Raw genomic sequence first — 14,563 nt, 5'->3', positions numbered from 1 at the left:
TTATTAGTTATTTTGTTGAAACACACCAAGTTGCTCATGCCAAGCCCACTCTATGGTTTGATCTGGTTGTTCAGCTCGAAGCTGGATTTCTCCCAAGCGCTGACTGACCCGACTCAATGACTGCCCAAACTGCTCGGCAAAATACTGGTAAATTTCCATTGGATTTTCCCCAAACCACCACTGACAGCCATCGGCTAACTCTGTTATAACAGAATAAAATCGATGTGATTTGTTCTTATATTCATAGTTTTTTTGAGAGGTATCTAATTGACTCCACTCCAATTGTTCATCTTCGTTACAGCGCAATACAAAAGGTTCTTGTGGTTCTGATTGACGAAATTCCGTTTGTTGAATAAATTCTGCATTCCAAGCTGCATAGTGACCATATTGTTCTGACCACCATCGATTTGCCTCTCGTCCGCTGTGATAAAACTCAGGTTTAGGCATACTTTCTAAGGCAAACCGTAAAGCTCGATGTTCTTGTACCAGAAATGATTGAACGCTAAACGCATTTCCGTTCGCTGATTGAGAATTGCTCAGAAAATCCCGACCACTTTTGTTGTAAATAGGTTCTTTAACGCGAGTGATTGCCGAAACATTATCCAACTCCTCACCCAGTAATTCACTAATGTCGTGGCTGTTTAACGGCAAAGCGGCACTCTCAAAACCAGGGTGACAATACGCAATTTCATGACCTTTTAAGGCTTTGATATTCTTATTTAACACCACTAAATTAGCTTTTTTAGAGACTTTCTGGCGATGACGCTGAATACGCCCAGCGAGCTGAATCAAAGCACGCATCGAGCTTGGCTCTGCAATAGCCCAGTCGTAATCGTGGTCACGCCCCACTTCGACCACAGAGGTTCCCAATACTACAAACACAATGTTCTCTTCCCTTGCGCTATCCAATACGGCTTTGATTTCAGGTTGCAGCCAAAGTTTTTCTGGATTGTGCCTATCTAATAACCGATCCAATTTGTGCTCTTTATAAGAACGCAATGCCAGAGGAAATTGGGAGTGATAAACGCAATAGCAAATACGCACCTTATCCTGCGGCGCTAACTGGGTGAGAGCTTGCACCACTTCAACCATTGGATTGATATTCGCCATGCGCACCACACCTAAAGAGACTTTTTTCCCATTGGGTGAGATCACGGCATGAGCCTGATGCAATCGATGAATTTGCTCATAAATGGTTTGAGCAACTGCTTGATACACACCCATGTCACGAGTTGCTTTATTTGCAGAGTCGTCCACATTAGCATCATTAACTTGAACAATGGTGCCTTTGCGTAATGGCTGATCGATCTGTTTCAGTTTAGCCACTCGTTTATCCACAAATTTACGGTGTACAGCAACAAAATCAGACACATTAGACAGTGGCTCAGTCTGCGTGGTGAATTCATCAATCCAAGCACACCAAATTGGCGTCTGTTTCTGCTCAGAAAATTGAGCCTGGTTAAACTGCTCCCGCCCTGCCTTGTATGCATCAAACAAAGTTTTAATCAGCGATGGTGGCAAGGTCGCCGAAGAAAGCAACACACGCGAACCCAGCATGCCCGCCCAATTGACTAGGCGGCATAACGCTGGCATATCTTCTAAACCGAAATCATCTGGTTCATCCAGCACCAAATCAGAGGTCAATAAACGCAGCATTGGAGCGATTTGTTTGCCCCCACGTTGGCTTTCCGTTGCGGGCATTAAATGATCAATGGTGCTGACTAAAATCGGGGCGCTGACTAACTGTTCCAGTTTAGGGCTAGCACTTAACCAATGTTTTAGGCGTCCATCGTAAATCTGCCCTTCATAGCTAATAAACAACTGTTCGAACCAATCTTCTGCGGATTCACTGCCTTGCTCTTCCTGAGTACTTTTGAGTTCGTGCAATGCTTGTACCGTTTGGGAGCCAATCAATACCGCCAGTTCATCGTCACCTAATTTCAATAGCTCACGATAGGAATCTCCTGTTTGCAGAGTCAAGGTACGCAACCCTAACGCAACCGAGAAACGACACCCTTCGCGCTCATCAGCTAAACCATACATAAAACGGGCATTGGCAATGGTTTTACCGCAACCAGTCGATGCCATATTAACGCCAAAGAATCCTTGACGTTCTGAGGCTTTGGCTATCTCTTTCGCTTTGGCAAAGGCTTTATCTTGCCACTTGTACTTTCCAATTCCTGAACTTTTGGAGAATAAACGGTGCTGAGCAACAGCTGGCAGTGTGGTTTTTAAAGCAGGCAAATTGTGTGCAAAACGCTGCGCATTCACAGCCACACCAATATTGTGTTCATCCAGCTTTTGTTTGGGCGTGGTGCTTTTGTCGTGCGCTGAGTGACGATCAGTGTTCGCAATGGCTTTATAGCTAGGATCTTGCCATGCCGTTTTGCCCTCTCGTAATGAGAGTGAAGAATAATAGTGGTCAGCTAACATTAGTGACAACCGGGCCATATGAGTAACAAAACGCTGCTCAAACCAGGTAATGGAATCCTTGGCTAACAGCGGGTTGTTTTTCATCCGTAGGGCAAGTTTGGCGGCTTTATGCTGCCAAGTGCGGCTTAATAATGGTGTACCGTTTGGAAATGACCAATTGTCTTTAATGGCTTGTGCTGTGTATTGGCTAAGATCCAATGCATTTGGTGAGTTCCAATGGCAGTTAAAACATTGGGTTAGCCATTTATCCATCTCTTCAATATTAACGCCACTATCACGATTGTTGTTTTTCGGTAATCTGTGATGCGATACCACTAACCACGCGATCAATTTAGCAAATGGCGCCAGCTTTCCCTCTGCAAAGGGATTTTGCCAAACGTTAGGTCCGTCTTGAAATACTGATGCCAACATCTGTTTGTTGCATGCTTTAGCCACTGTAGGTTTCGACAGTTGCGCTAGATCAGCTATCCATTCTTGGTCCGTTTTATCACGCACAAAGGCTTCAAACAAACGTAAAGAAATCCATTCATGGCGATATGGTTCTCCTTTGGTTACCGATGATCCTTGGAGCTTTTTTTGAAACAAAGTATTGGCTTTACCAAAGTCGTGAAATAACCCAGCAACTGAGCTAGCTAACACTATCATTTCGTTTAAATACCAGCCCGATTCCCACTCTCGATGCTCTAAGTTAAGTGAAGTACGGTTAACGGCAACCAAGCCTTCCAAGTTAAATTTGGAACGATTCCCCACCACCCATAGTAATTGGCTGCGAGAGCGACTGCGAATCCAATGACAGCTCACCGCAGTACTGCGACTGGCGGTTTGTTTAAGCATTTTTTTCACGGTTTGTAATCCGTCTTCCGTGATCAACGTCTGCCAAGTATTACTTCCAATTCGGTCGGCAAATGCATCTAAAACTCGGCGGGTTTTCTTGAGGGCATTCTTCTCGCATTCCGAAACAAACGTTACCATCATTGCACAAATTCCCCTTCTTCTTCAGGCACATTTAACGCAATAGCTTTTATGGTATTAAACACAAAATCCATTGATTTATGCTCTATAAAGGATTGCAGAACTTGCTGGCGAAATTCTTGCTCAGTCGCATTTTCTTTGGCACACACGAACGCCCATGGCAACACTACTGCATCTTTAATTAAATCGGCCACATCAAAGACCAACGCGCCACGTCTCGTTTTACCGTGCATCACTGCAAAACCATGTGGAATACCAAGCACCCACAAGCAACTTGCGGCTAACCCATAAGCTAAGTAATTACCGTGATTAAGAAAATTATTTGCTAGCGTGGTGGAATCATGTTGACGAGTAAAGTTCTCTAAGCCCGTATTATTGGCAGCGTATTTGTATAAAACTTTAGTTAGCTGTGCTTCGGTGAGGAGCAGTTCAGCGGTTTTAGTAGCGTTATCAGTACGTTCATGAAATGTAATAAGCGCATTTTGAATAACATTATCTTTGAAGATAAACCCTTGATTTTTTAATTCGCGATCTTTCAACCATACTGTTTGTAAATAATCAATACGGGCATTTTGAAATTGCTTGGCAACATCGAGACGTTTTTGATCATCAAACCAAAAGGAAAGCCAGCCTTGCAGGTACTCAGTCGGTCGATATTCACTCTGGGGCGTAAACCATTCGACTTCGGTTGCCATATGAAGAGGTGTGCCGCCTCCGCCACAAAATCCAACTAACACCCCTGCTTGAGAAAGCATCCGCATTGCTGCTTGAGTAATGGATGTGCCATTACCCAGCAGCAATATGGTGGTGTTGGCAATGGGAATGTTGTAGTAGAGATTTTCTTTCTTTGATTCTGTCAGGTAAAGGACTCTCCCATCTTTTTGCATCACCCGACAATATTCCAGGTAATACATGTTGGCACGTTTTGAATGGAGAATGGTTTTTAAATCCGAGGGAGAAAAATCGTCCATCTGAGTTTCTCTATAAGTGAAGCATTTCTGAACATCATAACAGAAACGCCAATCATTTCAGTGCATAAAGTTTCATCTTAGATGGATTTTAAATAATTCGATCACCTAACTACCATTATGAGAAGTACGACGGATGAAACTGCTAACTAATTCAATGTCCATGACACAAATAGATTGGTGTTCGCAATTAATAACGGAATCCTATTATTCCCCATTTGAGTTAACTTAATAAATACTGCGTTAGTAGTTACAACGAGCCTCTAAAATTGGATTTGACGAATGCTGTATTGCTTTTACCCGCTTACCAATTTCACATTCAGAAGAGGACACCGGGTATTGTTTATCCCAGGCTATCATTAATTTTCTCTGGGCAGCGCTTAAGGTGTAACGGGGATATACAGCATCAAAATATAAATGTGTTCTTGCAATACGGCCCCGAGCAGCTTCCGGTGGCTGAACTTTATGATTTTGAATATGCATATCACATGAGCCAAACAGACTTTTAGTTCCAGGCAGGACAGTAAAGTTATAATTCTGACGGGCAGCGTTTACACTTCCAATTGCCGGGAATAAGTTATACAAATCGGCTTGCATGTAACGATACTCTTCGCTGACTTTTGAAGCACAGTTACGCCCTTTAAAAGACTTTCCTTTTGAGTTCACGCATTTTGGATCCCCTTCTCGCCAGGCTTTAAACGTCCGCCCAAAGTTTTCTGCGGCCACTACATGCTCAGCTTCCCACTTGTATTGTCTTTTCAGATATTTAGTTGTAGTAAAACCGTCTGGTAATGTTATTCGCTTATTGGTATCAAACGATGCTCCACAGTAGATGGTTTTCCGAAGGTTACTATCGACATAGATTTTCTGTTGCATCCATCTTTTTGCTTTGGAAAAAGAGTCATTCGTCATATTGCCTGCGGCCATTGTTATACCGGGAATCAGACAACCAACCACGAGCAATGCTCTGATTTTTTTCATAGCTGCTACTTTCATCGTTTGAACCGTAATGTTAACTAATTAATTTTACTCATTATAACTTTGAGAGTTCAGACATCATCATTTTTTCAAGCAATTCTCTGGATTTATAATCACAATCCAATTCATTTATGTATGAACTTTCATGACACAACCATTTTATCGACTCAATTGTTCCTTTGTTATTTAACTTATTTGCTTCACTCTCAGCTTCAAACACTATCCCGCTAAAAAGATAAATCAGGTCAGGAATTTTCGTCGTAATCCGTTTAGCAATTTCAATAACAAGTTCTATATTGGTATCCATAACACATATGCTCAATTATTAGGTCCTGGGAATTATGAGTTGATTTAAGCTGTTGTGCTGGTTGATAAAAGTTGTAGGTAGTGTGAAGATTGTCGTAAATCTGTAATTATATATTAAGCAACTTTTGCCCCTAAGTCTGTTAGAGGCTGAGGTATATGGCCTCTATGCTCATATTTCTCTGATGACAATAACGCTAATCTCTAGTTAAACAATTTGGCTATAGCGTAGAACGAGAAAGAGTTGCCAGATGGCAACCCTTTACAAACAGGTTATTCATTTTGATAAGTTTTTTTAGTGTTTGATTCAAACTTTTTCAACTTAAACCAGATCTTCTTTCGACCATTATTTCTCAAAGTAATTCCTCCAAAACAACACCACTTTCACCATTGGCAATTCTTTGGAGAAGGCTATTAACTTGTGTTTTTTTATTGATTGAAGTTTCTGTATTTTGAATAGCATTAATTTTATTAATTCTATTCTCATTATTAACGATGTGATTAGACATATTATGCCCCTTATAAAATTAAGGTGCACTGAACATAGGTATTATTTTTAGGATAGAGAATTAAGGGAGATTACAGAGAGAAACTTGCTAGGGATGACGCTGGAAACTTTCTTTATATTTTATCTTGAAACAAATCTTTGTCAGAGCAACTACCTTGCCACACATATGACAAGGTAGTTAAAATTCAACTGTAAGACTAAATAGTCGTTACATTTTCAGCCTGAAGACCTTTTGGCCCTTTGCCTACAGTAAAAGAAACCTTATCGCCTTCAACAAGCTTCTTAAAACCATCACCTAAAATGCTTCGGAAATGAACAAATAAATCATCGCCATTTTTTGAGAAATAAAACCGAAACCTTTAGTTTCGTTAAACCACTTTACTGTACCAATTACTTGATTAGACATATTATGCCCCTTATAAAATTAAAATTAAGGTGCACTGAACATAGGTATCATTTTTAGGATAATGAATTAAGGGAGATTACAGAGAGAAACTTGCTAGGAATGACGCTGGAAGACTTTCTTTATACTTTATCTTGAAACAACTCTTTGTCAGAGCAGGATCTACTATACAGACTTATTTAATTAAAGATACCTTTATTTTCAATTTACCCAAACAGCATTACGACGGTTCATTCGGTGAAGCGACTATTAATGTCCTAAAAAAATTAAAGAGCTAAAACGCTTTTGTCCAATTTCGAGTTAGGATATTAAATAACGACTTGTTTTATTACCAAACCACTGCTGTCTCAAAATTCCTCAGATTCTTATTTAGATTAATTCCGTTAGAACTCTGTTTACTGTAACGCTGGCGAGTTTTAATGGATCGCTTGATGGACTTCGAATCTAAGGCCAGCTTCGGATATTTCCGATTGAACTTACTAATTGCCTTCTGAGCATCCAGCATTAAATCTTCATCTTTTTGCTTCCATGCAAGATAGTAGGCACTCATAAGACCTGAACGGCGATCAAGAACATGCTGTTCATATTCTTTCCGGGCATTGTTGAGCTGATATTGTTTTGATAGTTCAGATGGTGTTAGACCCAGCGCCTGTAGTGCCAAATCCATATCATCGAAATCACCAGATTCCATATAAGCATCTCCCCGGTAATTTAAAGCGCCTTCATCACCATACCGGTAAGCCTTCATTGTATCCTTGAATACCTTAGGTAAAACACCCTCTATAGCCCGGTAATATTCACCATCAGCAACTTTGTCTAATGATTTAATAGCTTGTAATACTGTTCCACCAAGAACTGGTCCAGCGGCCTGCTGTGCATAGAAGCTCCAGGTATCTTCCCCTTCCATATCCCGGTTTGGATCACGAATCCACATACCATCCAATGAAATTCTTGGAGATATGCCAGCTCCCCCAGCCCCGTAAATAATTTTATCAGCCATGCCACCGCCGATAACACTGGAAAGATATGACTTAAACTCTGTTTCTGCATCAAATGGCTCGTCATCATCACCAAATAAAGCATTGAACCCATTAGCCATGGAGTAAACAAGACTGAGCGGTAGTGCAGACATACCACCAATCAAAGCCGTCATTCCCAAAGTACCTATAAGCTGCTTACTCGCTTCCACCCTGTCCTCTTTTGTCATTCCCTTGAATGAGTTGTAAGCGTTTCGCATCAGGTAATATGTCATGTTTTGAGAGTACTGTTTAAACTGAGTTGCTACTTTCATAAACGGGGCCTGCATATAACGGGCACGGTTAACGTTTGTATAATCAAAGTGGGCATTCCAGGTTAGATCTTCTGCATATCTGGTTGCCTCTTCGTGCTTCATGCCTCCTTTTCTTGCTAACCGGTAAGCAGCTAATGCCGTTGTTTCCCTGTTATATACTTCTGCAGCATTAAACAATCCGGACATCAAACCGGCAAACTTTTCATACGCCGGGTTATAACTCCAGTTTTGGCCTTCTGCCATCCCGGCCAAATCATGAGCGTTGGTTGAATCAAGCAAGCCACTGTCATACCACTGAGAAAATGCGGCCAACTCATCTATATCCTTTAATTTATTTTTAATGCTTCCTTTTGCCGCGATAAATTCCTTAGTCGCTTTTGCCAATTCAGCACTGGCTTTACCAAAACCAAATTTACTTCCGATCATTGGCAATGCTACAACAAAGTTCTGTGTGGTATTAATCGCCGCTGCTGCAGGAGAAAACCCAAGCATGTATAAAAATCCAAGTGATGTTATTTTCTGAGCTGCTTTAGAATGTGTTGGATTCATTACCCACTGGTGACGTTTTAAAAGTTCATTGGCATAACGTGATGATTGGTTATCCCCACTGTTGCCGGCCACTTTAATTGCATCAGATACATGCTTAGTCAATTCGTCAGAATATTGTAGCCTGGCTAACTGATAAGAGCCTTTCATCATGTTCTCGGCAAGCGCCCTCAAAGCATCATTACTCCAACCTTTAACTTTCTGCCGGTGCATAAATTGTTTTCGCATAGATCGGCTGGGCAGAGATTGCAGATACATCTGATAGATAGTGTCTTTTAACTCACCTTTCTTCAGTTCATTCAGACTGGACTCTTCGACCTTGTTCATTAGATCAGACACAAAGCTTAAGCTGGCACCTTCAATGGCTGGGTTCTTTTCCAGTTTGTAACCGGCTAATACCTGATAGCCACTACTTTCCAGTTTCTTTTTAGCAATCTGCTGATCCTTTTCAGACTCGTACATCCTGAATTGTTTTTCACCATTACGGTCAGTGGTACTAATCCAGTAATCTCCAAACCGGGAAAGCGGGAAATATGGCGCCATCACTTCTTGTAGCTCAAATTGAGCTTTTAACTCGGCTATCCGCTGTTTCTTAATGCGGTTATCTATTTCGGCATGTTGAATCTGCTCTTCAAGCAGATTTTTATATAACTGATGCCGCTGCTGATACTTATCACGCATTTCCCGGTAATGGTGCTGTGCTTCTTTCGGCATTTTATAGAACCGAGCTCTCAGCTCTGCATGCTTTCTCATCCGGCGAGGTTCGCCTTCAAGCATATTCCGGAGCTCTTTTAACTCGGCCATTTGTTCATTGGTTTTATGACTACCTTCATTCACTTTCTCTAAGTGCTGAATGCGCTTTTCCAGTGTTTCCTTGGCCGACTTAAATTCTTTGTCCGGATCCACACCTTCAACCGTTGCCAGGTGAGCAACATCAAACATTTCATCTGCCGCTTTTCGGTTTCTTGCTGCCCACTTCCTGACGAAATTAGCCATTTCGTGCGCATCAAACGCCAACTGATTTCGTTGAGTCAGCATTTTATGGACCGTATCAACATAATTTTTAACCTGAGGAAGCTTATGATTTGCAAGATCAGACAATTGCCGTAAAGTTACAGCACCAAGACCAAGATCACCTTTTATGGCGCCACCAGCTTTAGATTGAACGGCTTTTTTAACTGCCCTTCCTATTGCAGTTGTTACCCCTTCAAATCGCTCTTTAGGCGTGATCTGCTCTAAAGCTTCATCAATCGTCTTCGGTTGGGAGGTTCGGGAGAACTTAATAGTGTTTTTATCAGAGTCCTGAATTTTGACAATATCATCTTTAGTAAGTAGACTTTTATTAGAGCCCTGATGGAAGGTGCGCTCCTTGGGCAATTGTAGCCCTTGCAAACGCAGCCAATCAGGGTTTTTGCTTTTTATATACTCTAATAATCCTTCTCTAATCCAACCGTTATAGTTCTGATTTGACCTACCGTGAACACTAGCTATCCTATTTACAACCATCCGATGGTCTTGCACATTAGCGTGTATGGCTACCACAGCTTTTTTACCTGCTAACGTTGTAGCCTCAACAAGAATGTTTTTACTGCCATCTTTAGAAATAGCCTGGTTTTTCGGTTTAAATATAGCAATAGGATCAGAGAGTAAGTTCGGCAAATCTTCTATGACACTCATATCAAAGTCATGATCTTCCTTCACGCCATTAGTTGCCTTTCTAACAATATCCCTTGAGATATAAATCGGTAAATCAGGCATGCCCACATGTTTAAGAACGTCTGGGGTATCCATCACCTTTACTGGATCTACACGACTTTTTAAAGACTTCATTGCTTTATAAAGCTTGGACTGATAATTATCTAAGTCCTCTTTTGACTGAGAGAACTTAACACTTTGTCCATTGTTATCAGGTCCCTGAGGGCGCGGTTTCGTTTTCCTAACCCTATCCCCTAATGTACGAACAATGTTATACATTTCAGATTGAGTAATATCGGATTCAGAAAGCAATCCGGCTTGTCTTAGAGCTTCTGCTATAACGCCTACAATCCGATCAAGCCATTTATGAACGGCCCCTCTTTCTGACTCTGCCGCTTTGGCAAGAACTTCCTCAGCTTTCTCATGCGGACTTAAATCAGAATAGTTTTTCTCTACATCAGACCAGATATCTTTCATGAAGCGAGAATCTTTACTCTTGCTAACCAGATCCATGATCCGGTTATACTCATGGTCACCGATGACTGACTGCAGACTGTGGTGTACTAAAATTTCATGTCTTAATTTTTGCCGTAGCTGTTTTGGATTAGCAATGTTGTCAGCAACAACAACAACCTCGCCTTTATCGCCGTTGTATAAGGCATGGACAAACTGATCACCAAATTTAGTACCAAGGATGCTTTCCGCTTCCTGCTGAGTTTTAACCACACGTAATTTAACCCCGGCACCGCCTTTGTATTTATTCAGCCATTGATCGGCGGCAAGTTTTGCCGATTTCAATGTCATACCTTTTTCTGGTCTTGAACTGGTAACCGACTCGAGGGAAAAACTGGTTTCAGGTTTATCTATAATGATCGAATCAAGGCTTTCTTTAACATTTTCACTGCCTTGATTTTTTCCCTTTGGATTTTCAAAAGGCTTACTGGTCTTATCCGAATTTAGCCAATCTTTAAACTGTTCGACGGTGGTCTCATTAATATTACCGAGACCTTTCCAACCTTTTGAGTAATTGGACTGATAAGCTTTTTCTGCCGAGTCAATATCATCAAACCCAAGCATGGCCTTATGTTCGTCAAACTTTCCAGTATCCGGATCAACCTGATCAATAACGAATACTTTATCGCTTTCAGGATTTGGACCAATAAAGACATCTACCGGATCATCATCAGCACCGTTAGTTCCCTTGACATACCCGTAATGATTTTTCATTTTAACTGACCATGATTTACCATTAGGGTCACGACCTGATCGGGTGCTGCCTTTAGAATTTTCAATAGCCACGGTCATGCCCTGAATATTGACTGCTCCCTTTTTATAATTACCGGCCTCTTTCTGCCCTTCCGTTGGTGCGGCGTTAGTCTCCTGAGCGGCTTGCTCTACTTTTTCTGTTATCGATGCTGCTTCCTGAGTTTTTTTTTCTAAGGCTTTTGCTCGCAGGTTGTCATTAAGTGCTGCAGTCTTCCCGATAAACTTATTAGCAAGAGTGCGGATACTGTTTGCCATTTGTTTTTTCACTTTAGGCAAATCAGATTCCTGTCCATCCATTTCAAGCACTGTACCGGCACTTTGATCCAATGTTGTGTTTACATTTTTAATGGATTCAGTGATCAGGTTTTCAGCAAACTGTTTAGCTTCAGGAGAGGAGATTTTTTCTTCAAACAAGGCCTGTGCTGATTTACGGCGTTTAACATTTTCAGGCTTATTCGCTTCAATGTCTGCCTGTCTACGGGCTTCATCATGAAAAGCCTGCAGACGCTTCTCGTTGTTCCGAAATTCGTCTAATACTTTTTCATTATCAAAACCTTTTGCCCGTTGAATTTTACGGCGCAGACGCTTACTTAAACCGGTTTTGACTGTGTTGCTACCGAATGCACGTTCGAGCTCCCTCTGTTTTGCATCACGCTTAATGCCTTTAACACGCTCGACTTCGTTATTTCTGGCTTCTTCTTTCGATTTTGCAAATGAACGGGTGACAGGTTGACCGTCTTGCTTCGTGATAACATTAGGGTTTACTTTGGGTTGAGGCTGCCCGGACCGCTCCTGCTCTGCCTGTCGTTGTAATGCCGCTTCTTTTGCTTTCGCTGATCGGGCATCGATGACAGCGTTAGCTGCTTCCTTGTCTTCCGCACGAAATGTATCCTGATATTGTTGAGGCTTTTCAGGTTCAGCATCATCTGGTTTCTGGTTGTTGTATTTATAATCAAATTCAGTTTGTGCTAACCGATCGATGAGCGCTTCATTGCCTTTATCTTCATCCAGAAGGTTTGACTTAACCCTTTCCCGGATCTGGTTGTATTCTTTGTTCCGCTCTTCAATCAGATGATCGAGAGATGACTGCATATCATTTTTTACAAGTTTACTTTCTGGCTGAGTTTCTTTCTTAGCATTGATCGTTTCATCTAATTTTTCTTGCAGAGAGCCAGGCTCTTTAGCTGGTGCTTGTTGAATAGAAAGTTCAGCTTGTGACGATTCCTGATTATCAGCAATCCCCCAATATTTATTATAAATTTCATTGCTGTTTTTCCGAACGACTTCCAACTGTTCCGGTGTCAGGTTTTCATCAGACTCTATCGACGTCAGATATCGGGATAAATCAAGCTTTGCAACACTGGCCCGGCCGTCATCCCTGTCTTCTTTGAGGGCGGCTTTTAATTCGTCAACGGCTTTTGTCAGATCTTCTTTTAACGCTTCTTTATCAGAAGAATTGAAAGGACCGGGCGCAGACTGAACACTTTCATCCGGTGTAGATTCTTTACTATCAATGAATTTTCCCTGACGTTCATACGCTGGAATATCAAGATTATTTGGATCTTCTTTGAAATTACCCTGAATCGGTGTCCTTATCTGGTCTTTTCGTTCATAAGCAGGAATATCCAGGTTTTCGTTGTCAATCTGGACCGGTGGTACCTCTTCGAACGTATTCGCACCGTTTTCAGGAGCTGACTCTTGCTGCGTATTTTCAGAGATATCTTTATGTTCCCCGTCAATCGCATTGTCTTCAGCAGAGGATTTAAACTTACCCCGAACACCACCAACGCCACCGGGTACCGCGCCGGTAAGTGCTCCAATTGCAGCCCCTTCAATAGCATTTTTCGCAACACCTTCAAGCGGATCCCGTTTGGTACCGGCCACATCGTTAATAGATACATTTTGTCCGTAGGTTTGCCCTGCATTTTCGATACCTTCTGAAAGTCCCTCTGTGGCTGCCCCCCTCAGAGTTCCCCGGATAACCCCTTGTCCTGCTTTACCAGCCAATGATTCAAACAAGAGTCTGTCACCGGCACCACCAATAACAGATGCCGCAATAGTAGTCGGATCTAACCCGGTCATTTTACTGGCGTAGTCAGCGGTTTTCTCTTTCGCTAAATTAACCTTTTCAGTGGCGCTAAGGTTGCTGTTATTCGGATCGCCTGAAACTTCACGTAAAGCATTTCTGAAGTATTCAGATTTTTCAGATAAAACCCCTGCATCCATATTCATGACATCATTGCGACTATCCAGCATAGCGCCGCCATGGGAACCAGCAATCATAGGTGCCGCTGTCACCCCTGATTCCAGAATTTGAGCTGTTCTTGCAGCAACCTGACTGGCAATAGCTGTAGATGCACCACGTTTTAGCATGGAAGAAGCAACCATTCTTGTCACACTTCCTGCACCACCGCCAAGAACAAATCCACCAGCTAAAGAGCCAATTCCCTGAGCAAATTTCATTGCCCAAACATCGATATCTCCAGCACCAGATCCTAATTTAATACCGTCTTCATCGTTAATAAGATCCGCATTAATTGCAGCTTTACCATCATCTGTCATTGAATCAACAAGGTAATCAGACCCTGATTGAGCGGCATCTCTCAGACCTTCACCATAGCCGGTTAACTGCTCCGATAATTCACCAATACCGGAAACCATTCCAAGAGCCCCAACACCAACGGATTTTGCGACATCTCCTAAAGAAACATCGTAATCTTTTGCAGATGTTGTCGATTGAGGTGTATTGACAGAAGTCGTTTGTGAGAAGAAAGGTTTTCTCGATTTGTACCAATTATCTAAAGAAGCGTCAGAGAAGTCAGCTTCCCGGTTCATATTGGTTTTAGCATTAACGGTAGCGTTAGGGTTTTCACCTAGCAATTCATTGTCTTGCATTGGTTATTCTCCGGATTACAGACATAAAAAAACCGCCAATAAAGGGCGGATGAAGGTGTTTGAAGTCTTTTAGTGATAAATAAAATAAATCTATAATTTCATATGGTTACCACCACCTTATTGCACTAATTAAGTAAGAAAAACTTAGGATGAAAAATATCACCCATACGAGAAAGAATCGCCAGTTTGATAGCTTTTCACTCATAGTTAGCACTCCCGAATTTCGTCACAAGACCCTTTTTACGCTTTGCTCATGAGTTAATCGCGGTGATTAACGACGCTGAACCAAAAAGCACAATACCGCA

General features: G+C 41.8%; 6 protein-coding genes and 1 pseudogene. All 7 read right to left on the bottom strand.

Annotated elements, in window-relative coordinates:
* Positions 1 to 3 precede the first annotated feature (3 nt).
* Positions 4 to 3,408, bottom strand: a complete 3,405-nt coding sequence (cas3f, locus tag LRQ06_RS18235) for a type I-F CRISPR-associated helicase Cas3f (RefSeq protein ID WP_232768468.1) — start codon at positions 3,406 to 3,408, stop codon at positions 4 to 6.
* Positions 3,405 to 4,376 (bottom strand): type I-F CRISPR-associated endonuclease Cas1f, encoded by a 972-nt coding sequence (cas1f, locus tag LRQ06_RS18230; protein WP_232768467.1) that lies wholly within the window; start codon positions 4,374 to 4,376, stop codon positions 3,405 to 3,407. Before cas1f ends, cas3f begins: the two co-directional genes overlap by 4 nt.
* A 240-nt stretch (positions 4,377 to 4,616) precedes the next feature.
* Complete coding sequence (locus tag LRQ06_RS18225) at positions 4,617 to 5,369, bottom strand: endonuclease (protein WP_232768466.1); 753 nt, start codon at positions 5,367 to 5,369, stop codon at positions 4,617 to 4,619.
* Positions 5,370 to 5,406: 37 nt separating this feature from the next.
* Positions 5,407 to 5,673 (bottom strand): hypothetical protein, encoded by a 267-nt coding sequence (locus tag LRQ06_RS18220; RefSeq protein ID WP_232768465.1) that lies wholly within the window; start codon positions 5,671 to 5,673, stop codon positions 5,407 to 5,409.
* Between the two features lie 334 nt (positions 5,674 to 6,007).
* Entirely contained in the window at positions 6,008 to 6,163 is a 156-nt protein-coding gene (locus tag LRQ06_RS18215) for a hypothetical protein (RefSeq protein WP_232768464.1), read from the bottom strand.
* Between the two features lie 196 nt (positions 6,164 to 6,359).
* Positions 6,360 to 6,568: pseudogene (locus tag LRQ06_RS18210) on the bottom strand (cold-shock protein).
* 325 nt (positions 6,569 to 6,893) lie between these two features.
* Positions 6,894 to 14,258 carry a PLxRFG domain-containing protein gene (locus tag LRQ06_RS18205; RefSeq protein ID WP_232768463.1) on the bottom strand — a complete coding sequence of 2,455 codons (7,365 nt, stop codon included), beginning with the start codon at positions 14,256 to 14,258 and terminating at the stop codon, positions 6,894 to 6,896.
* Positions 14,259 to 14,563: the final 305 nt, after the last annotated feature.

This window comes from Vibrio salinus (assembly GCF_021272385.1).
Taxonomy (GTDB): domain Bacteria; phylum Pseudomonadota; class Gammaproteobacteria; order Enterobacterales; family Vibrionaceae; genus Vibrio; species Vibrio salinus.
The sequence above is the reverse complement of the archived record's forward strand: the minus strand, read 5'-3'. Positions and strand labels throughout refer to the sequence as shown.

Bases quoted from the DNA above. Each gene is read 5' to 3' on its own strand.
- cas3f (WP_232768468.1), bottom strand. From the start codon at position 3,408: ATGATGGTAACGTTTGTTTCGGAATGCGAGAAGAATGCCCTCAAGAAA.
- LRQ06_RS18225 (WP_232768466.1), bottom strand. From the start codon at position 5,369: ATGAAAGTAGCAGCTATGAAAAAAATCAGAGCATTGCTCGTGGTTGGT.
- LRQ06_RS18205 (WP_232768463.1), bottom strand. From the start codon at position 14,258: ATGCAAGACAATGAATTGCTAGGTGAAAACCCTAACGCTACCGTTAAT.
- cas1f (WP_232768467.1), bottom strand. From the start codon at position 4,376: ATGGACGATTTTTCTCCCTCGGATTTAAAAACCATTCTCCATTCAAAA.
- LRQ06_RS18215 (WP_232768464.1), bottom strand. From the start codon at position 6,163: ATGTCTAATCACATCGTTAATAATGAGAATAGAATTAATAAAATTAAT.